Here is a 22,727-nt window from a genome sequence, read left to right on the forward strand (position 1 = left end):
GGCCAAATTAATTTTTGAGTAGGTTAATGGCCGTCATGCGCGTAAAAGCATCCAACAGCAAACCCAAGCCGGCTCCAGCCGTGGAAACCAGCGCCTCGATCGACGCACAGATCGAAGCCTTCCTGAAATCCGGCGGGGAAATTCAGCAAATTGCCAAAGGCGTCAGCGGTCAGGTGTACGGCACCACCAAGCAGATCACCATCGGCAAAAAGTAACGCTTTCTGGCCATGCAGCGCTTTGCTCGCAATGACAAGGCGCTGGCCAGTGCATAACCACCCCTAATCTCCCCGCTCTCCACCTCATCACAACACCCGTTGTTTTGCCCTTTTGTGCCCCGCGCACTGGCGCTTAGCACATCCTTGTTTCAGAATCATGTCAGCCCGCATCTTGCGGCTGATTCGGCATTGCCGTAGCTAAACCATGGCAATTGCCCCAGGAGTACCCGTGCGCGTTACCTGCAATTGGCTGCGACAGCCTTTCAGCACCCTACTTATTCTCGGCTTGCTATTGCTTGTCCTGCCGTTGCTCAGCCGCTATGCCCTAGGCTGGTCACACACCTATGGCTATCTATCCGACCTGGCAATCGGCAGCCTGCTGCTGGTTGTTATTCACCAACGCTCCTGGCTGCTAGGCGTTCTCCTGCTGCTGGGCTGGTGCATCTTTACCCTAAGCACCGCCGAGCTGGTCAATGCAGTGGGGCGTATGCCCGAACCTGCCGACCTGCAATACCTGGGTGATGCACAATTTATCAGTCACTCAACTCAGGGCAGCGGCTTGAGCCAACCGTTACTGGCCTTGGCCATGGCTGTGCTGGTCACGCTTTACCTGGGCCTGCGCAGCGTACAAACGCCACGTCGCGCAGCCCCGCTTGCACGCACCTGGCTGCTACTTCCACTAGCACTGTTTGCGGTGCACAGCGTTGGCCAGCAATTCAAACCCAGCCAAGCGGATCAATGGCTGCAGTTCAACCTGCCGCACAAGCTGCTGGCGGAAAATAGCAATATCGCTCAACAACACCTAGCCGACTGGCTCGCGAATGATGAAGCCAGCAGCCCTGCCGATATCAGCGGCCTAAATCAACTTGACCTGAATGGCATGCCACTGCTCAAGCAGGCTGGCAGCGCCCGCAACGTGCTGATCATTACCCTGGAGGGCGTAACCGGCGCTTATTTGCAAGCCAGCCGTCAAGCCATCGGCAGCAGCTATACGCAAGACCCGATGCCGCGCCTAAGCCAATGGGCCGAGCGCGGCATGCTCACCACCGACTATGTGCTGCACGGCCATCAGACCATCCGCGGCCTCTACGCCATGCTCTGCGGCGACTACAACAAACTCGACTCTGGCACCCCGAAGGGCGTTGAACTGCTCAACAACCCGGCGCGCAGCGAGCAATGCCTACCCGCACAACTGCGCGAACGCGGCCTCAGCACGCACTTTCTGCAAGGGGCCGGGCTGCGCTTTATGGCCAAAGACCAGATCATGCCGCAGATGGGCTTCGACAAGACCTTGGGCCGCGACTGGTTCAAGAACAAGCCCTATCTCGAGTTCCCCTGGGGCATGGACGACAAGGCCTACTTCGAAGGCGCTCTGGGGTACGTGCAACAGCTGCGCAAGAAGCGCCAGCCCTGGATGCTCACCCTGCTGACTGTGGGCACCCACCAGCCCTACTCCGCCCCACAGGACTACCTAGACCGCCACCCCAACGCCAAGCTGGCGGCGATTGCCTATCTGGATGATGCCGTTGCCGACTTTCTCACTGCCCTGGAAAAACAAGGCGTAATGAAGGACACCCTGGTGATTGTCACCTCGGACGAATCCCACGGTCTGGAGAACGTCCGCCTGGCTTCGGCTTGGGGCTTCAACCTGCTGCTGGCCCCTGAGCAGACACAGTTGCCGGCGCGCAAGCACGGCGTTTATGGTCATGTCGACCTGACAGCCTCGGTACTCGACTATTTCGCCTTCCCGGTGCCGGCCAATATTGCCGGCCGCTCATTGCTGCGCGATTACACCACGGGCCGCGAGATCATCTCCTACACCAACGGTCTGTTACGCCAGCATGACGGCAACGGCACGCTGACCGAGTGCGACTTCCAGAATGTCTGTCGACGCTACGCCAGCCCTGGTTTTATTGCCGATAGCGCACGCTATCTGGGCCGTGTCAGCGGCAAGCCGGCGCGCTTGATCAGCCAGCAAGCGGCTCTGCTCGACCAATCGTTGAGCAACGGCAGCCAGGCCGAGCAGCGCTACCAGTTCGCCAACCAGCACCCCATCAAACTCAAACCCAGCGTCAGTGATGACTGGGCGGATAACCTGGTGGGTGCACAGTACCTGACGCTGGGGGCGAAAACTCAAACCACCGTGACCCTGAAAATCCGCGCGCTGGGTTTGGGTAAACAGGGCGCCACGCTGCAATTGAAAACCAAGGAATACGACCGCAATGTGGAACTGCCGATTCCTGAGCTGCCGCTGCTGACCCGCGACAAGCCAGTCGAAGTCAGCTTCACCTTCGACAATCCGCAAGCGCGCAAGGCGTTCTCCTTCCATCTGCTGGGACAAGGCCAGGGCGCTATCGAGATCGTCGATTTCAGCGTCAGTAGCAGCCCGCTACAAACCCGGACAAAGCTGCTGGCCGCCCAGGAGGGCCTCGACGAAGAGCCCCTGAGCCGCTAGGCCTGAGGCGTCAGTGCATCGCGTAACGGCGCTCGATGGCAATGTATTCACCATTTTCCCGAATCGTCGCCAACCCTTGATTGAAGCGCTCGCAATGAGCCTGCTGGCGGCAACCCAGCTTGTAGTCCGTAGCCGCAAAAATCGGATAGAGGGCTAGCGGCTGAGTTACGTCGACCTGGGTGTACACCTCGCGGTTGAAGTAACGCAGAATGCGCATATCCGTTACGACCACATCCACCCGGCCGCTGTAGAGCATGCGATTGCGGGCAATCTGGAAGGCTTCCTCGCGATAACGCGGGTTGTTTTCAGCCATGGCCTGAAACTCGCTACCCAGCAGAAAACGCGCACGCTGGAAGGCATTAACCGAGTAGCCGACCAAATCGCTAATGCGCTGGATATCCAGGTTTCGTGAACGCAACGCCACTGCAACGTTCTGGTAACGGATATAGACGTCCGAATAGAAAATTGAACCGCCACTGCGCTCGTTGGTGGTGGCGATAACGTCGATCTGGCCCTTGCTCAGCATCAGGTTCAAGCGCTCCATCGGCGCGTAGTACGCCACCGGCTCCAGCCCGCCGCGTTGCGCAGCAGTCATCACGATGTCGTACTCCAGACCACGGGCTTCACTCTCGAAAATATACGGCGGCTTGTGCGTACCAAAGCCTACGCGCAAGGCTTGCGCCGAGGCATTCAGGCTGCACGACAATAAACAACAGAGCCACAACCACTTCATGGTGATACCCGAGTTAAACCAGTGCCCAGCATAGCCGGCTCTGGGGTAACTCTGCATGGCTCTATCACTGAGGTCGATTAAGCAGCCGTGCAGGGAAGGCCTGCACGGTAGGCATATGCCGAGTGCTCCAAACAAATACCAAAGCCCTGGCTGCTGCCCAGCCATAACCCGGCCGGTCATAACCAGCGGCCATTAAAGGAGATTGGCTTTGCCTGCAGTTTCGTCAAAAACCTCCGGCACCAGGGCCGCCGTGCCTTGGTCGTCAAGCAGTTCACGGGAGTGCTCGCCCCCAGGAATACTGCTGTCAATCATGCTAAGCAGCTGCAAGCCGCGTGGCGTCAATACGAAGTTTTCGCCGTTACCACCCTCTTCCTCTGGTCGCGGCTCGATAAAACCCGCACTCAGCAATTGTGACTCATACTCTGCGGCCTGCGCCTTCAATGCATCCAGATCACGAGTGTGCTCACCCGCGCGCTCAAGCTCCTGCGCGAGTTCCTCGGCATAAGCCCGAGGGGCGAAATTTTTACCGGCAGAGTTTTGCACCTCATGCAGCAAGCGCTCGATAAGATCCCAGTTATAAGACATATCACCTTCTCCCGTTTACGTTGCGCTCACCCTGTGGCAAGCGCGAGGGACTCAATCGCACGTCGCGCATGGCCCTCTTAATTTCGGACCCATGCATAGCCGCTTAGGTTCGACCTTAAGCTGAACCGTGCCTGCGCACCCTGAACCATGCGCTTATAGCAGCAGTCAGACATTCGGCACCTGACATGCTTCGAGGTTTGTGCCCCATGCGTCTATCCCAGCCATTACTGGCCATTGCAATACTGACCATCATCACAGCTGCTCAGGCAGAAACGCCGCTGCGCCTGACGCACCTGCAGCGCTGCGGCGACCTATTCGACAAGCGTCAGCAGCATTTCTGCCTTGAGAGCCAGGGCTTACAACGCGGGCCGCTCAAGCTGATATTCAATGGCGCGCCGCTGCCGAGCACGGCAATAGAACGCAGCGGCAAGAAATTACAGATCAAGATTGCACAAGGCAGCCAAAAAAGCGGACCGATCTGGCTGGAGCAGCAGGGCCAAGCCAGCAATCCGGTTTGGCTGTCGCTCAAAGGTAGCCACGTGGTAGCCGCTAAACCCGACGAAGTGGCGAAGAACATGGACGGGCTGACCACCTATGTCGACCTGATCAGCCTGATTATCGAGGAAGACGCCGACGGCCTGGCCGTGTCGCGTCAGCTCGCGCAGAAATACGGCGCCACCGTGGTGGGTGCCATTGCCCCGCTCAACACCTACCAGTTGCGCTTACCCGTGGACAATCTCATTGAGCGTGACGCCATAGTGTTGCGCCTGGGCAGTGAGGTCAGCGTGGACGCCGTGGTGATCGAGGAATCCGGCGCGGAAGAAGGCGACGCTATGGCCCAGAACAGCCCTGCGGCAAATACGCCGAAGCAGAATGAATGGACCGCCAATCGCTTTCTCGACGCGGTCAATTATTACCAACGGCGCATTCCAGCCAAAAACTCGCCCATACCGACCACACCGGTGCGCATCGGCCTGATCGAGCGCGAGGTGGATTTCGATGCGGCCGATTTCAGTGACTACCTGGGTGCCGCTGCGCGCGCCGATGGCAAACCCCATACCCGCTTGTACGCCCGCGATGCCGCGCGGCCGGACGGGCACGGATCAACCGTCGCAGGGATTCTCGCCGCACGCTGGGATAAGGGCGGCAACACCGGCTTCCTGCGAGGTCTAGACGGCGCCGGGCCGGGCTTTGAGGTGATCGTTGAACGCAATTCGGATGCGGGCATCACTGCCAACATCGCCGCGTCGGTCAACTTGGTCGAGGATGGTGTGCGGGTGCTCAACTGGAGCTGGGGCCTTCATCGCATCGGTGCGAAAAACATTCGCGGCGACGAGGTCGACTCACTGGTTCGCTCGGGACTGGCCATGAGCGGCTATGAGGAACTGCTCGAAGAGTTTTTCTTGTGGCTGCGCAGCGAGCATCCCGAGGTGGTTGTGGTCAACTCGGCCGGCAATGGCGCGGCGTTCTCCGGTGCCGATGAATATCGGCTGCCGTCCTCGTTTATTACCGATCAGCTGCTGGTAGTGGGCGGGCATCAACGTAGCGAGAACGACGTGCCGGTGGAGGATGCCGGCTACGCCATCAAACGCAGCTCATCGAATGTCGATACCCGGGTCGATATCAGCGCCGCTGCCTGCGTGCAGGCCTCCACCATGGGCGCGGATGAGCAAGGCGATATCCATTGTGGAACCTCTTACGCCACTCCACTGGTCGCCGGCCTGATCGCTGGCGTGCTGTCAATCAACCCGGATCTGCACCCCGCCCAGCTGCGCATGCTGTTGCGCCGCAGCGCCATGACCTTGGGGGAGGAGTTCGACTTCGAACCGACCGACGCCGAGGACCTGACCGCGCCGATTCTGCCCTCCGAACGCAACTACGAGTTGAATAACCCGGACATCGGCCACTCCGCGCGACTCGATATGCAAAAGGCCCTCGATCTTGCGGTGAAAAGCCGCGACCGCGTGCGCTAGAGCCAACTGTAGCTACCCAACAACGCCTGAACTTCCAAGGCCAGCTGAACTCAACCGAAGACGCCAGCCTGTTTCGCCCGCGAGGACATAGCCATGAAGACTAATCTGCCAAGTAAAACTGCCATCGGCCTTTGCGCCGCCTTCGCTTTATTTGCCCAGAGCCCGACCTACGCATCCTGCACGGCCGAAGAGGCGACCGCCAAAGCCGAGCAACTCGCGGCAAAAATCGCAGAAATCACCGAGAAAGACCCAGACCGTGCGGCCCAGTTGCGCGCAGAACTTAAAGAAGTATCGCCGCAGACCTCCTCCGACGAATTAGACACGGCGTGCGAGGGTTATGAACAACGCATCAAAGAGCTGGAAGAAGCCGGCGATGAAGTTGATAGCCAAAACTAGCCATCGCTCAGGTTGTTCAACCGCCGCCAATCACTCATGTCGATGGCAGAGGATTCGCCTCGCCTTGGCCACTCCGGTCTAGACTGCAGCCACTGTGTCCAGCCCCTAGCGGAGAATGTCCATGCTTAAAGCCGAGTACCAACACCGCGGCCCGCAACCCCATGAAGTGATCAGCGCAGTTGAGCTACAACTGCCAGAGCCTGGTGCCGGTCAGGCGCGGATCAAGGTACTGGCCGCACCGATCAATCCATCCGATGTGCTGACCCTTACCGGCGAGTACGGCATGCTACCGCCGCTGCCTGCAATTGGCGGCAACGAAGGCGTCGGTCGGGTGGAAGCGTTGGGCGCCGAAGTCAGCAACCTGAAGGTCGGCCAGATGGTGCTACTACCGGTGGGCTGCGGCACCTGGGTCAGTCACCTGAACGCGCCGGCGAACAAATTGATCCCGCTGCCGGAAGCTGATCCGCAGCAACTGGCGATGCTCACGGTCAACCCGCCGACCGCCTCTCTGATGCTCAGTGAATTCGTCGACCTCAAGTCCGGCGATTGGGTGATCCAAAACGCCGCCAACTCAGGCGTCGGCAGCTACCTGATCCAGCTGGCCAAGCTGCGCGGCTTCAAGACCATCAACGTGGTACGCCGTGAGTCGGCCGTGGCCGGCGTTGAGGCCGAAGGCGGTGATGTGGTGCTGGTCGATGGCCCGGACCTGGCCAAGCGCGTACGCGCAGCCACTGGCGGTGCAGGCGTGCGCTTGGGTATCGATGCTGTAGGCGGCGAGTCGACCGATCACCTGGCTGCCAGCCTGTGCGAAGGCGGCGTACTGGTTAACTACGGGATGATGAGTCGCCAGCCGTGTCAGGTATCGCCCGCATCGTTTGTATTTCGCGATATCAGCCTGCGCGGTTTCTGGCTGGCCAAATGGTTCCAGAACGCCAGCCAGGCCGAGCAGATGAAGGTGTTTGGTGAGTTGGTGCAGCTGATCGCCAACGGCAAGTTGCACACCCGTGTGGCCGCGACCTACGACGTCAGCGAGATCAAGCAGGCCGTGGCGGCCGCCGCCAGTGGCGAGCGTGACGGCAAGATTCTGATCGTACCGAAGTAAAACGGCTAATCTGAAGACGGTGGCTGCCCCGCCGTCTTCAGCCGCCTGTAGGCGTATTGATCAACCACAGCACCAGCCCCGCCAGGGACAGGTGCAGCAAAACGATCAACCAGAACAACAGCTGATAACTCAGCTTGCGGTTCTTGTGCCGAATCAGCCGCTGCGCCAGCAAGCCGCCCGGCCAGCCACCCAACAATTCATACAGATGCAGGCGCGCCTCGGGCGTGCGCTGCTGACCCTTGATGGCGAACTGTTTGTCGCGGTAGTAGGCGATATAGCAGATCAGGCTCATCAGCCCGTAAACCAGAGCCAGCAGGGCCAACACATCGACCCCGATCAGCAGCGGCTGAACCCGCTCGTGCCAAAGCTGCGCAGCACCCTGCAGCAGCGGCGGGTAGCTGGCGTAGTCGCTGACACTCAAGGCCAGGTTGCTGTGGGCAATGCTGCAGGGCTGATCGGTGTAGAGCACCACACCGTCAGGCTGCACACATTTGTGTACCGCGCCCTGCGCCTGCGCGGCGATTAACAGTGCAACAATCCAGCAGACCCAGCGGCCCACGCCGTTACTCGGCAGCTGGCGTACGGCGCTTCAACGGCGCCAGGCCGTCCTGGCTGACCAGCACCGGCGCATCGGGTTTCGGCCGGTTGATGGTGTTGCGCTTCGGCGCCTTGGCTGCCGGCTTTTTCGTGGCGAGCTTCTTGCCGGTTTTCGGGTCGATCTTTTTCTTCTTCGGCCCTACCGCTTTGCCAGATGCCTTGAGGTTTTTCGGGCCCTGGTAGATGCCCTTGAGGTCCTTGATATTGCGGCGTTCGAAGCGCTGCTTGAGGTAGCGCTCGATGCTCGACATCAGCGCCCAGTCGTTGTGGCAGATCAGCGAGATCGCCAGGCCTTCAGCGCCTGCACGGCCGGTGCGGCCGATGCGGTGCACGTACTCGTCGCCGGAGCGCGGCATATCGAAGTTGATCACCAGATCCAGGCCATCAACATCCAGGCCACGGGCCGCCACATCGGTGGCCACCAGAATTTTCACCGCACCCTGCTTGAGGCGGTCGATGGCCAGCTTGCGATCCTTCTGGTCCTTCTCGCCGTGCAACACAAAGGTTTTGAAGTCGTGAGCGACCAACTTGCCATACAGGCGGTCAGCCTGGACGCGGGTGTTGGTGAAGATGATCGCCTTGTCGTAGGTCTCGTTCTTTAGCAACCACTCGACCAGACGCTCTTTGTGGTGGTTGTGGTCAGCGGTGATGATCTGCTGACGGGTGCCCTCATTGAGCTGACTGACGCGATTGAGCTGCAGGTGCTCAGGCTCTTTCAGCACCTTGCCGACTACCTCACGCAGCACTGCGCCGCCGCTGGTGGCGGAGAACAGCAGGGTCTGACGGTCGGCGTTGCACAGCTCGGACAAACGCTGCACGTCTTCGGCAAAACCCATGTCGAGCATGCGGTCGGCTTCATCGAGCACCAGCACCTCAACTTCATCGAGCAGCAGATTGCCGGCGTTGGCGTGTTCGATCAGACGGCCAGGCGTGCCGATCAGGATATCCACCTTACGCAGCATGGCGGCCTGCACCTTGAAGTCTTCACCACCGGTGATCAACCCGCCTTTGAGGAAGGTGAACTGAGCAAAGCGCTCGACTTCTTTCAGGGTCTGCTGCGCCAGCTCGCGGGTCGGCAGCAGGATCATCGCGCGAACGCTCATGCGTGGCTGGGAAGCGCCATCGCCGAGCAGACGATTGAGCATTGGTAGCACGAAGGCCGCGGTCTTGCCGCTGCCGGTTTGCGCGGTAACCCGCAGGTCTTTTCCTTGCAGCGCCAGCGGAATGGCCGCCAACTGCACCGGGGTAGGCTCGACAAAGTTAAGCTCGGCCACGGCTTTGAGCAGGCGTTCATGCAGGGCGAATTGGGAAAACACGGGTATACCTCGACAAAAAATCAGCAAAACAGCGACATAGATTACCGGTTCTGCCGGCTAAAAGCCCTAACGGCCTGGCCAACGGCGTCTGTAGCCTAGTTCGCAACCGTACAGCAGGAGGCGAAAGCGGCGTAGATCGACACCTCCGGTCAGGCCGCTACGCAAGCACTGCGTCACGCCGTTAGAATGCGCGCCGCCATTCAATTCCGGATGACATGGGTTCCCTAACCCCATTCAGCAAAAAGGTTTCGTCATGCTAATTACCGCCCCTCAGCGCCTACGCAATGCGCTTATTGCACTGGTGCTGTTTCATATCCTGATAATCATTGCCAGCAACTACCTGGTGCAGCTGCCGATTACCTTGTTCGGCTGGCACACCACCTGGGGCGCATTCAGCTTCCCGTTTATTTTTCTCGCCACCGACCTGACCGTACGCCTGCTCGGCAAACAAGCAGCGCGTCGGGTAATCGCCCGGGTGATGCTGCCGGCGCTGCTGATTTCCTACATCGTCTCGGTGCTGTTTCAGGAAGCCAGCTTTCGCGGCTTCGGTGCACTGTTGGAGTTCAACGAGTTCGTCCTGCGCATTTCCATCGCCAGCTTCCTCGCCTACGTACTAGGACAGTTCCTCGATATTCAGGTGTTCGACCGCCTGCGCCAGCTGTCGCTATGGTGGGTAGCGCCAACAGTCTCGACTGTCCTTGGCAACCTGCTGGACACCTACGCGTTCTTCTCGGTGGCGTTCTGGAACAGCAGCAACCCGTTTATGGCCGAGCATTGGGTGGAAATCGCCACGGTCGATTACGGGGTCAAACTTGTCGTCAGCCTGCTGCTGTTCGTGCCGCTCTACGGCATGCTGCTCAATGCCATTCTGCGCATGCTGGCCGGGCGCGATGACAGCATCCCGCCCGCCACGCCGGCCAATTCTGAGCCACACTGAAGGGAGCGACGCCGACGGCTGCGCTCGTGTTAACCAAGCCATTCGCGGAGTACCACCATGTACCGTTCCTTGTTGCTAACCGTCACCAGCCTGGCACTGGCTTGTGCCCTGAGCAGTGCCAGCGCCGCCCCAAAACACGACAAGCATGACAAGCATGACAAGCACGGTGGCGATGGCGATATACAGGTTGATATGCGCGGCCCGAGCATCGATATCGGCCGAGTGCGCATCATTCTTGGCGACAACCGCGCGCTGATCGGTCCAGCCCAGTCTCTGCCGCCAGGCATTCGCAAGAACCTGGCGCGCGGTAAACCACTGCCGCCGGGCATCGCCAAACGTTTCGACAATCGCCTGCTCGGTCAACTGCCGCACTACGAAGGCTACGAATGGCGGCAAGTAGGTACCGACGTGGTGCTAGTGACCCTGGCTACGGGGCTGATCTACGAGATTCTGCAGAACGTACTGGACTGAAGCTCGCCAGGAAACTTTGCCCCCTGATTGCCACTCCACTGATCAGGGGCCTCAGCCGAGCCCTGCGTTTGTAACTGGGGCTTACCATGAAACCCACCCTGATCTACTCCGTGGCCGCCAGTCTGGACGGCTATATCGCTCGCCCGGATGGCCGCATCGATTGGCTGGACGCCATCCAGGCTTCTAGCGATGAGCACAGTTACCACGCCGTGTATGACGGGATTGACGCTCTCCTAATGGGTCGCATGACCTTCGATGCGCTGATGGCGCTCGAAGGGGGCTGGCCCTATCCCGGCAAGCCCTGCCGGGTACTGACCCGCCATCCGCATGAACAATTGCCGGAGGGCGTGAGCATGCATCACTGCACCCCCATCGAAGCGTTGACGGAACAGGCCGAGCAAGGACACCAACGCATCTGGTTGGTCGGCGGCGGCTCGCTGGCCGGCAACTGCTTTGCTGCCGGCTTACTAGACGAGCTGGTGGTGAGCGTGGTGCCTTATGTGTTGGGTGCCGGCATTCCGATGTTCTCCAGCGGGCTGGAACGCAGCTTGCGACTGCACAAACAGCGCAACTTCAGCAGTGGCGTGGTGCAGTTGCATTACCAGGTGCTGGCGGAAAACCCTGCAAGTGCAGCCCTATAACCCTTGCCGCGCCTGCTTGAGCAACAATCGTGCGCTGTCCCAACCGACCAGCAGCACGGCCAGCCAAATTGGCAAATAGGTCAGCCATTGCGCGCTGTTGAACTGCTCACTAAGAAACACCAGCGCCACCAAAAATAGCAACACCGGCTCGACGTAACTGAGAATGCCAAACAACCCCATTGGCAGCAGGCGACTGGCGGCCATCATCGCGGCAAAGGCCAGGGAGCTGAGGATCGCCAACCCCGGCAGCAACCACCACAGCTGCGGCGCCTGGACAAACAACTGCGGCGGGCTCCATTGCAGCACCAGCCAGATTGCCACCGGGGCCATAAACAACATCTCAAAGGCGAAACCGGACAAGGCATCCAGGCGCATCCAGCGGCGCAACATAAAATACGGTGGGTAGCCCAGCACCGTGACCATCACCACCCAAGAGAACGCCTGGGTCAGCCACAGCTCATGGGCCACGCCAAGCAAGGCGCAGAACACCGCCAGGCGCTGCAAAGGCCGCAGCCGCTCGCCATAGAACACCCGCCCGGCCAGCACCATGGCCAGCGGCAGCAGGAAATAACCCAGCGACACTTCCAGCATGCGCCCGGCCAGTGGTGCCCAGACAAACAGCGCCCACTGAATGCCCATCAGCAGCGCAGCCAACGGCAAGCTGGCAAACAACAAAGGCTCGCGCCGCACACGGTCGCAGGCAGCCAGTAGCATCGGCCATTGCCGCGACAAGGTGATCAACAGCAACACCGCCGGCATCGACCAGAGCACCCGCTGGGCAAACACCTGCAAGCCATCCAGTGGCGCCAGCAGCCGCACATAGCCCGGCACCACGGCAAACAGCACCGAAGCAATAATCGACAGCGCTACACCACGCCCAGACAGCTGCATCACATTCCCCGGCTCAATCAGACCCCGGCATCTTGCCTGGCTTGTAGTTAAGACCACAGCTGCAAAGCGACACAGCTAGCCACCGAAACAGCCGTACAGAACAAATGCAGTACATAAAAAAGCCCGCACTACATCAGCAGCGCGGGCAGAGACGTCCAGGAGCACCGAACGCCAGGAGAGCAGGATGCAGCGGGAAAATCAGATGGCCTGGGCCAGTTGCGCCTTGGCCTGGTTCAGGCCCTTTTCCATAAACTCGCCGCCCAGGTTGAGGCCTTCGGCATGGATAAAGCTGACATCGTGGATGCCGACAAAGGCCAACGCCTGGCGCAGGTAAGGTTCCTGATGATCCTGCGCGCTACCGGCGTAGATGCCGCCACGGGCGGTCAGAACAAAGGCGCGCTTACCGCTGAGCAGGCCTTGCGGACCGGTTTCGGTGTACTTGAAGGTTACCCCTGCGCGCAGCACATGGTCGAGCCAGGCCTTCAGGGTGCTGGGGATGGAGAAGTTGTACATAGGGGCAGCCAGCACCAGCACATCGGCGGTCAGCAGTTCGTCGGTCAGTAGATTGGACAACGCCAGCGCAGCCTGCTCGGCTTCACTCTGCTGCCCGACCGGCGTCATCCAACCGCCCAGCAGGTTGGCGTCCAGGTGCGGTACCTGGTCAACCGCAAGGTCACGCACCTTGACCTGATCCGCCGGGTTGGCAGCCTGCCAGTTGGCGATAAATTGCGCTGTCAGCTGACGCGAGACCGAACCTTGCTGACGGGCACTGCTTTCAATTACCAGGACGTTTGCCATGTTGTTTGCTCCATCGAAGGGTTGTTGAACGTCGATGAGCAAAGAATACGAGCGAGCAAACCGATTAAAAAGCGCAAACAATTGCGCCAAACAATCTAATAATTTGATTTATAGCTAACCCCGGCTTAGTCTCTGGCCTGTTGCGGCCCAGTACTGACTAGCTGAGTTCGCAGGTCAGCTTGACCCGTAACTTGATAATGCTGCGAGTCGACTTCAGCGTCAGGTTGCCGCTTTCACCTGCAGCCAGACTGACCTTACGGGTACGTGGCGCCTCAGGACCATTGCGAAACACAGCCGTGCACTTGGCGTCGCTGCGGCCATAGTTGTAAAGCTGCACGGCGCCCATGTTGTGGTCGATTTCCTGGGTGGTGGCCGAAACCTCAGCGCCATTGAGCTGTTTCTCCAGCTCGATCGGGTAGGCCATTACAGTCAGCGGCAAGCAGGCCAGCAGTGCGCAACAGAGCTTTTTCATCAGGGCAGTCTCCGGCAAAAGACGGCCAGTTTAGGTTGATTGAGTGGGTATTTGCACCCTAAGTACGGGAATCGATTATGAAAGCCCCCCGCGTAACCCTTGACCAATGGCGCACCCTGCAGGCGGTGGTCGATCATGGCGGCTTTGCCCAGGCAGCCGAAGTGCTGCACCGCTCGCAATCCTCGGTCAGCTACACCGTGGCGCGGATGCAGGAGCAGTTGGGTGTGCCTTTGCTGCGTATCGATGGGCGCAAGGCAGTACTCACCGAAGCCGGTGACGTACTGCTGCGCCGCTCGCGGCAACTGGTCAAACAGGCCAGTCAACTGGAAGACCTCGCCCACCATATGGAACAGGGCTGGGAAGCCGAGGTGCGCCTGGTGGTCGATGCCGCCTACCCCAACGCCCGCCTGGTACGCGCACTGACTGCGTTTATGCCGCAAAGCCGTGGCTGCCGCGTACGCTTGCGCGAAGAGGTACTGTCCGGCGTGGAAGAAGTACTCAAGGACGGCATGGCCGACCTGGCCATCAGCGCGCTGAACATTCCCGGCTTTCTCGGCGCGGAAATGAGCACCGTGGAATTTGTCGCCGTGGCTCACCCCGATCATGCGCTGCACCGTCTACAGCGGGTGGTGACGTTTCAAGACCTGGAAACCCAGATGCAGGTGGTGATTCGCGACTCAGGTCGCCAACAACCCAAGGATGTTGGCTGGCTCGGCGCCGAACAGCGCTGGACCGTTGGCAGCCTGGCCACCGCCGCCACCTTTGTCAGCAACGGCCTGGGCTTTGCCTGGTTGCCGCGCCATCTGATCGAGCGCGAACTCAAGGACGGCCTGCTCAAGCCCCTGCTGCTGGATCAGGGCGGCAGTCGCAACCCGCTGTTCTTTCTGTATTCGAACAAGGACAAACCCCTGGGCCCGGCTACGCAGATTCTCGTCGAACTGATCCAGCGCTTCGATGCCGCCCCTTTGCATGCAGCCTTTGCTGCGCCCCTGCCCCCGGCCTGACAAGGAGCCCAGCAGATGTCCTATTTCACTAACGACGACTGCCAGCTGCACTACGAGGAATACGGCCATGGCGCACCGGTGCTGCTGGTGCATGGCCTCGGCTCAAGCACCCGCGACTGGGAATACCAGATTCCCGAACTGGCCCGCCATTATCGGGTGATCGCCCTCGATGTGCGCGGCCACGGCCGCTCGGACAAACCCCGCGAGCGCTACAGCATTCAAGGTTTTGCCGAGGATGTGGCGGCGCTGATTGAGCACCTGCAATTACCACAGGTGCATCTGGTGGGTATCTCCATGGGCGGCATGATCGGCTTTCAGCTGGGCGTGGATCGCCCCGAACTGCTGAGAAGCCTGTGCATCGTCAACAGCGGCCCGGAAGTGAAGGCGAAAAGCCCGCGCGACTATATCGAGATCGCCAAACGCTGGACGCTGTCACGCCTGCTCAGCCTCGACACTATTGCCAAGGCCCTGGGCAGACTGTTGTTCCCCAAGCCGGAGCAGGAAGAGCTGCGGCAGAAAATCCTGGTGCGCTGGCCGCAGAACGACAAGCGTGCTTATCTTGCCAGCCTGGATGCGATTATCGGCTGGGGCGTGCGGGAACGCCTGGCGCGAATCAGCTGTCCGACCCTGGTGGTCACGGCCGACCGCGATTACACCCCGGTGGCGCAAAAGCAGGCCTATGTTGACGAAATGCCCAATGCGCGCCTGCTTGTGATCGAAGATTCGCGTCACGCCACACCGCTGGACCAACCCGAACAATTCAACAGCAGCCTGCTAGCCTTCCTTGCCGAAGTCGAACAGACCGCCCCCACTGCCAAGCAACAATAAGGACTACCCGCATGTTCAAGACCCTCACCCTCGCCGCCTGCTCCATCCTGTTTGCCGGCAGCCTGCTGGCCGCAGAAAACCCGAAAGTGCTGCTGACCACCAGCCTTGGTGAAATCGAGATCGAACTGGATGCCGAGAAGGCGCCGATCAGCACCGCCAACTTCCTCGCCTACGTCGACAGCGGCTACTACGCCGGCACCCAGTTCCACCGCGTGATCCCAGGCTTTATGGTGCAAGGCGGCGGCTTCGATGCCGACATGCAGCAAAAAGACACCCAGGCGCCGATCAAGAACGAAGCCGACAACGGCCTGCACAACGTGCGCGGCACCCTGGCCATGGCCCGCACCCAGGTACGCGACTCCGCGACCAGCCAGTTCTTTATCAATCACAAGGACAACGCCTTCCTCGACCACGGCTCGCGTGACTTCGGTTACGCGGTATTCGGCAAAGTGGTGAAGGGCATGGACGTGGTCGACAAGATCGCCCAGGTGCCGACCGCCAACCGTGGCGGCCATCAGAACGTCCCGCGTGAGCCGGTGCTGATCACCGAAGCCAAACGTCTCTGATAGCACCACGCGGGGTGGGCCTGCTCACCCCGCGCGCGTCAGCCCTCCTTTTTCTGCGCAACACCCTCCTAAGCATTTGATTCGCTTCGCTCACCCCTTCGGGGCCGTGCTAAAGCACGTTCAGCCTCTGGCTGTGAGCCTGTTTTTAACGCCGCGATGGCAACGCAGGTAGTTTTGCAATGGCCTGTTAGAATCGGGCGCTATTCCCTGATCTAGGCAGGATGCCTGACATGTTGTTTCGCCGTTTCGAACACCTTATCGACGTCTTCAAAGCCAGCCCGGATGTCGAGCCTCCGGCCGGCATGCTGGCGTTTTATGTCTACTATTTGCGCCAGGTCTGGCCGTTGATGATCGCCGTGCTGGTGGTCGGTTTCGTCGCAGCCCTGATCGAAGTGGCGCTGTTCAGCTTCCTCGGTCAGCTGATCGACATGACGCAGAACACCCCGAGTGGCGAGTTCTTCGCGCAACACCAGAACACCTTGCTGTGGATGCTGCTGGTGGCGCTGGTCATCCGCCCGCTGGTATTCGGCCTGCACAACCTGCTGACGCATCAGACCATCAACCCTGGCCTGACCAACCTGATCCGCTGGCAGAACCATCGCTATGTGCTCAAACAGAGCCTGAGCTTTTTCCAGAACGATTTCGCCGGGCGCATCGCCCAACGCATCATGCAGACCGGCCCTTCGCTGCGCGACTCGGCGATGCAGGTGGTTGACGCGCTCTGGCATGTGCTGGTGTACGCCGCCAGCGCGCTGTACCTGTTTGCCGCCGCCGACCTGCGCCTGATTGCCCCGCTGCTGCTGTGGATTGTGGGTTACTGCGCGGCGCTCTGGTACTTCGTGCCGCGCATCAAGGAACGCTCTGCGGCGGCCTCGGCAGCGCGCTCGAAAGTCATGGGCCGGGTGGTCGACGGCTACAGCAACGTCACCACGCTCAAGCTGTTCGCCCACACCCAGGTCGAGGAACACTACGCCCGCGAAGCCATGCAGGAATTGCTCGGCAAGGTGCGTTTGCAGTCGCGCATCATCACCACCCTGGATTTCCTGATCACCTGCCTCAACGGCATGCTGATCGTAGGCACCGGCGCGCTGGCGCTGTGGCTATGGGATCAGCAACTGATCAGCACTGGCGCCATCGCCCTGGCGTTGGGCCTGGTAATCCGCATCAACGGCATGGCCGAATGGATCATGTGGGTGGTTAACGGCATTTTCGAGAACGTCGGCACTGTGCAGGACGGCATGAAAACCATCGTGCAGCCGCGCCAGGTGCTCGACCAGACCGAGGCCAAGCCGCTGCACGTCAGCCAGGGCGCCGTGCAGTTCGACAACATTCACTTTCATTACGGCAAACGCAACGGCGTGATCGCCGGCCTGAGCCTGACAGTGGCGCCCGGCGAGAAGATCGGCCTGATCGGCCCTTCCGGCGCGGGCAAATCAACCCTGGCCAACCTGCTGCTGCGCCTCTACGACCTGGAGAGCGGACGCATCCTGATCGACGGCCAGAACATCGCTGACGTGGCCCAGGAAAGCCTGCGCGCGCAGATCGGCATGGTCACCCAGGACACCTCGCTGCTGCATCGATCGATCCGCGACAACCTGCTCTACGGCAAACCCGAAGCCAGCGAAGCACAGCTGCTCGACGCCGTGCGCAAGGCCCGCGCCGACAGCTTTATCCCACTACTTGACGACGGCATGGGCGGCCATGGTTTCGACGCGCAGATCGGCGAGCGCGGAGTCAAACTCTCCGGCGGCCAACGACAGCGCATCGCCATCGCCCGCGTGCTGCTCAAGGACGCACCGGTCCTAGTGCTGGACGAAGCCACCTCGGCGCTGGACTCGGAAATCGAAGCGGCGATCCAGGAAAGCCTGGATACCCTGATGCAAGGCAAAACGGTGATCGCCATCGCCCACCGCCTGTCGACCATTGCACGGATGGACCGGCTGGTGGTGATCGACCAGGGACGCATCGTCGAAACCGGCAGTCATAGTGAACTGATCGCCGCAGGTGGCCTCTATGCGCGCCTTTGGCAGCACCAGACTGGAGGTTTTGTCGGCGTCGATTAATAACAATTCCAGGAGCAGATCGGGCGAAGCTCAGTTGCGCGCATGGGCCATCTGAAACTTCGCCACCCCTTCCAGCTGCGCCAGCTCATCGGCCATATCGCTGATCCGCGCACTCTTCTGCCCGTTCACCGCCACAGCGACAAAGCGCCATTCCAGCTGGCCCTGATCGAAACTCACGGTGAACGAGCCGCCGGCAATCACATAACCGCGCTCGCGGGCAATCTCACGTAAACGCGCCTCATGCGGGCGGACAAACCCGGGGGCGAAACGCAGCACAATGGCAATCGCCGGGCGCGACGGCAGCCGCGCCTCCAGCTTGGCGCCCCACATCATCAACCCGGCGGAAATCAGACTAAGCAACACCGCCGCGCCATAGAAACCGACGCCCACCAGCACACCAATCGCCGAAGACGCCCAGATCGACGCTGCGGTGGTCAGGCCGCTGATGCTCATACCGTCCTTCATGATCAGCCCGGCGCCGAGAAAACCGATGCCGGTGACCACGCCCTGAATCACCCGCGTCGGGTCGACGCTGGACAGTGAGTGATCGCCCAGCCAGTGCTGGGGGTACACGCACAACACTGTCAGCGCACAGGAGGCCATACAGACCATGCCATAGGTGCGCATGCCCGCCGCCCGACCATGGTAGGAGCGTTCATAACCCACCAGCAGGCCGAGCAGCAGCGCGCCAAGCATATTCAGAAACAGGGTCAGATTGACTGCCACGCCCGGCAGCAGCCAGAACTTATCGACCAGGGCAAATGCACTCACAACACACCTCGCGCAGCAGCGGACATGCTCTGAGCGTAGTTGCCGCCCCGACAAACTGCGCGAGCCGGGCGCATACCCCTGTAGGAGCGGGGGGGGCGCCCAGTCACATGCCCGCGAAAAGATTCTGGATACGCCAACCCGCGCGGAACAAGATCAAAGCCAGATAGCATTCCAGAAGGGATAAACCCCAATTCGCTTGACCAGGCCCGCCCGTAAAGGATTGGCAACGATGTAACGGGCGACTGCTTGCAGGTCTTCCTCTTCGCGCAAGGCATGATCGTGGAAGGCTTTCGACCACAGCGACCCCGTTCGATTCAGGGTGCGATTGCTGTGGCGGGAACTGGCTGATTTAAGCCGACCCACCACATCGCCAAGGGTGTCGGCATCACCAAGCTGAAGCAACCAGTGCGCATGATCCGGCATCAACACCCAGGCCAGCATGCGGCTACTTTTGAGCAAGGCGAGGTCTTCAAAACAGCGCGCGGCTGCACAAGCCGCAGGAAAGTGGGTAAACAGCGGTTCGCGATTTTGAGTTGTTGTGGTGATCTGATAGGCCGTATTGCAGATAGATGCACGTCCATTGCGTAATGCAGCGTGTCCTGGTTTTCGGTAGCTGTAACGCTCATCCATAAGCGTTCTCCTTGAGAGATTCGCGGGCATGGCCCGCTCCTACAGGATGACTACCGCACTACCCGTAGGAGCGGGCCATGCCCGCGAAGCGGTTTTCGATACGTAAGTGTAAGGGACACTTAGCTCCATGCCCGCGAAAACCTCAGTCCTGCCTATATGGCAACAACTCGCAAGCCTGTTCGGCATAGCCACGCACACCCTGCTGTTCTTCGATGAGGAAGTTCGCCACCGCTGCGCGCAGGCCAGGGTGGCAGAGGTAGTGCCAGGAGTGGGTGATTACCGGCTCGAAGCCGCGAATCAGTTTGTGCTCGCCCTGGGCGCCTGCGTCGAAGCGTTGCAGCCCATTGGCGATGGCAAAGTCCATGCCCTGGTAGAAACAGGTTTCAAAGTGCAGCCGGTCGAATTCGGCCAGGCAACCCCAGTAGCGTCCATACAGGCTGTCGCCGCCTAACAGGCTAAAGGCCATGGCCACCGGTCTGCCGGCCTGATGGGCGAGCACCACGCGGATCATCTCGGGCATGCGCTCGGCCAGCAGGCTGAAGAAAACGCGCGTCAGGTAGGGAGACTGGCCACGCACGCGGTAGGTATTGGCGTAACACAGGTAGACGAAATCCCACTCCAGTTCACTGAGCTGATGGCCCTCGCGCCAGTCGAACTCGATGCCCTGCTCCGCCACCTGCTCGCGCTCCTTGCGCATCTGCTTGCGTTTGCGCGAACTGAGTGCGTCGAGAAAGTCCTGAAAATCCCGGTAACCCCGATTGCGCCAGTGGAACTGACATCCCAGGCGCTGCAACCAGCCCTCGCGACCCTGCAGCAAGGCATTTTCAGCGTCGCTGGTGAAGTTGATATGCAGGCTCGACAGCCCCTGTTGATCCAGGCCCGCACTCAGGCCATCGAGCAACTGCCCAGCCACCTCCGGCGCGCCCAGCACACGCTGGCCAGTCACGGGAGAGAAGGGAATCGCGCCGAGCAGCTTGGGGTAATAGTCGATACCGGCGCGGTGGCAGGCATCGGCCCAGCCGTGATCGAACACGTATTCGCCGTATGAGTGGCTTTTCACATAGCTCGGCATGGCGGCCAGCAGCTGGCCCTGCGCGCCGTTTAAAACAGCATGGGCCGGCTGCCACCCACTGCGCCCCCCTATGCTGCCGCTGTCCTCAAGCGCGCTAAGGAAAGCATGCCGAAGAAATGGCTGGGGTGAGGCGCACAAGGCATCCCAGGCATCAGCACTCAAGCTGCTGACGGATTCGAGAAGGACAATCGGCATGCAGGATTCCATTTCGGGCGAAAACAACAGACAGCTGCAATATATCTCTAACAATGCCTACGCAAGATAGCGACTGCTCAATCCCCCTATCGAGGAGTCATCATGCAAAAGTCCCTGCTTGCCCTGGGCATCGCGCTGTTTATGGGCAGCACTGCGGTCATGGCTGAGAAAACCATTGTCCATCCTTTCCACGCCGCTCAAGCGGAAAATGCGCCAAACGACGTGCACATGGCCGTGGAAATCCCAGCCGGCAGCTTTACCAAGTATGAAATCAATGAGGAAGGCCTGGTCTTCGTCGACCGATTCCAATCCATGCCTGTGGTCTACCCGGCCAACTATGGTTCGCTATCGCGCACCCTGGGCGGTGACAACGACCCACTCGACGGCCTGGTGCTGACCCGCGAAGCCCTGCACCCCGGCGTGATGATCAAATTCCGCCCGATTGGTTATCTGAAGATGATCGACGGCGGTGAAGCCGATGAAAAAATCATCGGGGTGCCCAGCAGCGACATTGACCCGACCTACGACAACATCAAGGACATTGAGGATCTGCCGGTTATCGAGCGCCAGCGCATTGAAGCCTTCTTCCGCGTGTACAAACAACTGCCGGAAGGCCGCAAGAAGGTCGAACTCAACGGTTATGGCAACGCCGAAGAAGCCCGCAAGCTAATCCAGCAGGCGATGGATAACTACAAAAAATAAGCCTGCGCTGCAGATCACAACAAACCCCGCTAAGGCGGGGTTTGTTGTTTATCGGATTAGCAGACCGTTGAAAAACGTAGGCGAGGCAGTCAGCACAAGGCGAAAACAGGCGCTACGTAGCGAAGCGGAGTAACAGCTGCAGACTGGCCCGCAGGGCGAACGTAGTGAGTCAAAAGCGGAGTTTACGAGCTGTAAATGAGCATTTGATTCGCTTCGCTCACCCCTTCGGGGCCGTGCTAAAGCACGTTCAGCCTTCGGCTGTGAGCCTGTTTTTAACGCAGTGATGGCAACGCAGGTAGTTTTTCAACAGCCTGCTAGAGCGAACGCTTGTGCTGGATCATATAGCCCAGCTTCTTGCTGGCCATCTTGCTCATTTCCTTGCGGTCGACAGAAGCATAACCACCCAACTCGGCCGCCTTGAAGCCGCTGTCGCCCACTGGGCTGTCGGCCTGTAGCGCCACCATCAGTTTGGCAGCCTCGGCAATCGCGTCACGGTAGTCGTCCTTGTCGCGCAGGTCGTACTCGCTCAGTTTGAGCTCGCCGCGCAGCCAGTTGCCCCAGTAGAACTCGAGAAATTCCGGAGCCACTTCGCCCGAGCGCGGTTTGTCATAGGCCACCTCGCGAGTGAAATACACCAGCGCACGGTAGGGATCATCCGCCAGGCTGCCCAGGCCCAGCTGCGCTGGAATCTGCTCCGGGCTGATCACCTGGCCCTGGCCATCCTTGAGCCAGACCTTGCGCGCAGCCTGCATGCGTTGCCAGAAGCTATTCAGGTCCGGACTGTCGCTGAAGTTGTCGGTCACCTTGACCCACATCTGCAGCGTTGCGCCGCCTTCTGGCTGTTGCCACAGCGTGGTGAAGGTGTGGTGACCATCGGTCAGGTACAGCTGGCCCTCAGGGCCGACCACCACGGTCTTCATTTCGCTGCTATGCGCCCCCACCTCAGCCTGGCAGCTAAAGCTGTCCGGCTGATGCAGATTGGCACCCTTCGGCACCTTGCTGCTCTCGCCCTGGCCATTGGCCTCGCAGTACTCATCAAAGAGTTTGTTCGGCTCCTTGGCAAAGCGCCCGAGCTTGTAATAGATCTGGTCATAACCCACCACCGCCTGAGTCGGGTGCAACTGCTCAAGACGTACCTGCAACAACTCACCGGGCTTGGCCGTACGGTAGTCCTCGGCCACGGCAGCAACGCTCAAACCTGACAGCAGTAACAACACAGCACAAATGCGCATCAGACTTTTCCTCACACAGAAAACGCTGAAAAAAAGCCCCGCACGGGGCGGGGCTTAAAGATAGGAGCAGCGGTTAAACGGT

At 60.1% G+C, this 22,727-nt stretch carries 23 protein-coding genes and 2 pseudogenes; 13 read left to right on the forward strand and 12 right to left on the reverse strand.

From position 1 onward, the window contains the following. Window positions 1-26: 26 nt before the first annotated feature. Window positions 27-215, forward strand: coding sequence for a hypothetical protein (locus AACX99_RS05950; protein WP_169852821.1), 189 nt, complete (start codon window positions 27-29; stop codon window positions 213-215). Between the two features lie 229 nt (window positions 216-444). Continuing rightward, window positions 445-2,670 carry an LTA synthase family protein gene (locus tag AACX99_RS05955; protein WP_339410232.1) on the forward strand — a complete coding sequence of 742 codons (2,226 nt, stop codon included), beginning with the start codon at window positions 445-447 and terminating at the stop codon, window positions 2,668-2,670. 10 nt (window positions 2,671-2,680) lie between these two features. On the opposite strand, the gene AACX99_RS05960 is transcribed toward AACX99_RS05955, so the two are convergent. Further along, the gene (locus AACX99_RS05960; protein WP_339410234.1) at window positions 2,681-3,403 is read right to left on the reverse strand and encodes a substrate-binding periplasmic protein; all 723 of its coding nucleotides are present in this window, start codon (window positions 3,401-3,403) and stop codon (window positions 2,681-2,683) included. A gap of 192 nt (window positions 3,404-3,595) precedes the next feature. Beyond that, window positions 3,596-3,988 carry a transcriptional regulator gene (locus AACX99_RS05965; RefSeq protein WP_339410236.1) on the reverse strand — a complete coding sequence of 131 codons (393 nt, stop codon included), beginning with the start codon at window positions 3,986-3,988 and terminating at the stop codon, window positions 3,596-3,598. A gap of 206 nt (window positions 3,989-4,194) precedes the next feature. Between AACX99_RS05965 and AACX99_RS05970 the strand changes: the two genes are divergently transcribed. From AACX99_RS05970 to AACX99_RS05980, 3 genes are all read left to right on the forward strand, one after another. Beyond that, window positions 4,195-5,961 carry a S8/S53 family peptidase gene (locus AACX99_RS05970; RefSeq protein WP_339410238.1) on the forward strand — a complete coding sequence of 589 codons (1,767 nt, stop codon included), beginning with the start codon at window positions 4,195-4,197 and terminating at the stop codon, window positions 5,959-5,961. Window positions 5,962-6,054: 93 nt separating this feature from the next. Continuing rightward, a complete protein-coding gene (locus AACX99_RS05975) occupies window positions 6,055-6,357 on the forward strand; it encodes a hypothetical protein (protein WP_339410240.1) in 303 nt (100 codons plus the stop codon). Window positions 6,358-6,478: 121 nt separating this feature from the next. Beyond that, window positions 6,479-7,459: a zinc-dependent alcohol dehydrogenase family protein gene (locus tag AACX99_RS05980; RefSeq protein ID WP_339410242.1), complete on the forward strand. Its 981-nt coding sequence runs from the start codon at window positions 6,479-6,481 to the stop codon at window positions 7,457-7,459. Between the two features lie 37 nt (window positions 7,460-7,496). On the opposite strand, the pseudogene AACX99_RS22135 reads toward AACX99_RS05980, so the two are convergent. From AACX99_RS22135 to AACX99_RS05990, 3 genes and pseudogenes are all read right to left on the reverse strand, one after another. Then, window positions 7,497-7,766, reverse strand: a pseudogene (locus AACX99_RS22135) (DUF1294 domain-containing protein); the annotation flags it as partial. Between the two features lie 150 nt (window positions 7,767-7,916). After that, window positions 7,917-8,018 (reverse strand): annotated as a pseudogene (locus tag AACX99_RS22140) (hypothetical protein); the annotation flags it as partial. Between the two features lie 4 nt (window positions 8,019-8,022). Then, window positions 8,023-9,372, reverse strand: coding sequence for a DEAD/DEAH box helicase (locus AACX99_RS05990; RefSeq protein ID WP_339410244.1), 1,350 nt, complete (start codon window positions 9,370-9,372; stop codon window positions 8,023-8,025). 253 nt (window positions 9,373-9,625) lie between these two features. On the opposite strand from AACX99_RS05990, the gene AACX99_RS05995 reads away from it, so the two are divergent. The 3 genes from AACX99_RS05995 to AACX99_RS06005 all read left to right on the forward strand — a co-directional run bounded on the left by AACX99_RS05995 (window position 9,626) and on the right by AACX99_RS06005 (window position 11,421). Further along, the gene (locus AACX99_RS05995; RefSeq protein ID WP_339410245.1) at window positions 9,626-10,309 is read left to right on the forward strand and encodes a 7-cyano-7-deazaguanine/7-aminomethyl-7-deazaguanine transporter; all 684 of its coding nucleotides are present in this window, start codon (window positions 9,626-9,628) and stop codon (window positions 10,307-10,309) included. Between the two features lie 57 nt (window positions 10,310-10,366). Next, window positions 10,367-10,780 (forward strand): anti-virulence regulator CigR family protein, encoded by a 414-nt coding sequence (locus tag AACX99_RS06000; RefSeq protein ID WP_339410246.1) that lies wholly within the window; start codon window positions 10,367-10,369, stop codon window positions 10,778-10,780. Window positions 10,781-10,866: 86 nt separating this feature from the next. Then, the gene (locus tag AACX99_RS06005) at window positions 10,867-11,421 is read left to right on the forward strand and encodes a dihydrofolate reductase family protein (RefSeq protein ID WP_339410247.1); all 555 of its coding nucleotides are present in this window, start codon (window positions 10,867-10,869) and stop codon (window positions 11,419-11,421) included. On the opposite strand, the gene rarD is transcribed toward AACX99_RS06005, so the two are convergent. From rarD to AACX99_RS06020, 3 genes are all read right to left on the reverse strand, one after another. Continuing rightward, a complete protein-coding gene (gene rarD, locus AACX99_RS06010) occupies window positions 11,416-12,312 on the reverse strand; it encodes an EamA family transporter RarD (RefSeq protein WP_339410581.1) in 897 nt (298 codons plus the stop codon). The two genes, AACX99_RS06005 and rarD, sit on opposite strands and share 6 nt — an antisense overlap. A gap of 198 nt (window positions 12,313-12,510) precedes the next feature. Beyond that, on the reverse strand, window positions 12,511-13,110 hold the full coding sequence (locus AACX99_RS06015) for an FMN-dependent NADH-azoreductase (RefSeq protein ID WP_339410248.1): 600 nt from the start codon (window positions 13,108-13,110) through the stop codon (window positions 12,511-12,513). A 157-nt stretch (window positions 13,111-13,267) separates the two neighbouring features. Continuing rightward, window positions 13,268-13,582: a 3-phosphoglycerate kinase gene (locus AACX99_RS06020; RefSeq protein WP_339410249.1), complete on the reverse strand. Its 315-nt coding sequence runs from the start codon at window positions 13,580-13,582 to the stop codon at window positions 13,268-13,270. A 77-nt stretch (window positions 13,583-13,659) separates the two neighbouring features. On the opposite strand from AACX99_RS06020, the gene AACX99_RS06025 reads away from it, so the two are divergent. The 4 genes from AACX99_RS06025 to AACX99_RS06040 all read left to right on the forward strand — a co-directional run bounded on the left by AACX99_RS06025 (window position 13,660) and on the right by AACX99_RS06040 (window position 18,043). Further along, complete coding sequence (locus tag AACX99_RS06025; protein WP_339410250.1) at window positions 13,660-14,586, forward strand: LysR family transcriptional regulator; 927 nt, start codon at window positions 13,660-13,662, stop codon at window positions 14,584-14,586. A gap of 15 nt (window positions 14,587-14,601) precedes the next feature. Further along, the gene (locus AACX99_RS06030; protein ID WP_339410252.1) at window positions 14,602-15,414 is read left to right on the forward strand and encodes an alpha/beta fold hydrolase; all 813 of its coding nucleotides are present in this window, start codon (window positions 14,602-14,604) and stop codon (window positions 15,412-15,414) included. Between the two features lie 11 nt (window positions 15,415-15,425). After that, entirely contained in the window at window positions 15,426-15,980 is a 555-nt protein-coding gene (locus tag AACX99_RS06035) for a peptidylprolyl isomerase (RefSeq protein WP_160085194.1), read from the forward strand. 230 nt (window positions 15,981-16,210) lie between these two features. Next, window positions 16,211-18,043 carry an ABC transporter ATP-binding protein gene (locus tag AACX99_RS06040; RefSeq protein ID WP_339410254.1) on the forward strand — a complete coding sequence of 611 codons (1,833 nt, stop codon included), beginning with the start codon at window positions 16,211-16,213 and terminating at the stop codon, window positions 18,041-18,043. A 30-nt stretch (window positions 18,044-18,073) separates the two neighbouring features. Here the strand turns inward: AACX99_RS06040 and AACX99_RS06045 are convergent, their stop codons facing one another. The 3 genes from AACX99_RS06045 to AACX99_RS06055 all read right to left on the reverse strand — a co-directional run bounded on the left by AACX99_RS06045 (window position 18,074) and on the right by AACX99_RS06055 (window position 20,711). Beyond that, window positions 18,074-18,814, reverse strand: coding sequence for an MgtC/SapB family protein (locus AACX99_RS06045; protein ID WP_339410255.1), 741 nt, complete (start codon window positions 18,812-18,814; stop codon window positions 18,074-18,076). A gap of 153 nt (window positions 18,815-18,967) precedes the next feature. Next, window positions 18,968-19,444, reverse strand: coding sequence for an REP-associated tyrosine transposase (locus tag AACX99_RS06050; RefSeq protein ID WP_339410256.1), 477 nt, complete (start codon window positions 19,442-19,444; stop codon window positions 18,968-18,970). A 142-nt stretch (window positions 19,445-19,586) separates the two neighbouring features. Beyond that, on the reverse strand, window positions 19,587-20,711 hold the full coding sequence (locus AACX99_RS06055; RefSeq protein ID WP_339410258.1) for a GNAT family N-acetyltransferase: 1,125 nt from the start codon (window positions 20,709-20,711) through the stop codon (window positions 19,587-19,589). Window positions 20,712-20,813: 102 nt separating this feature from the next. Between AACX99_RS06055 and AACX99_RS06060 the strand changes: the two genes are divergently transcribed. Continuing rightward, complete coding sequence (locus AACX99_RS06060) at window positions 20,814-21,413, forward strand: inorganic diphosphatase (protein WP_339410260.1); 600 nt, start codon at window positions 20,814-20,816, stop codon at window positions 21,411-21,413. Window positions 21,414-21,727: 314 nt separating this feature from the next. On the opposite strand, the gene AACX99_RS06065 is transcribed toward AACX99_RS06060, so the two are convergent. Further along, on the reverse strand, window positions 21,728-22,645 hold the full coding sequence (locus AACX99_RS06065) for a ParB/Srx family N-terminal domain-containing protein (protein ID WP_339410261.1): 918 nt from the start codon (window positions 22,643-22,645) through the stop codon (window positions 21,728-21,730). Between the last annotated feature and the right edge of the window lie 82 nt (window positions 22,646-22,727).

Source organism: Pseudomonas sp. EA_35y_Pfl2_R5 (assembly GCF_963970805.1).
Lineage (GTDB): Bacteria > Pseudomonadota > Gammaproteobacteria > Pseudomonadales > Pseudomonadaceae > Aquipseudomonas.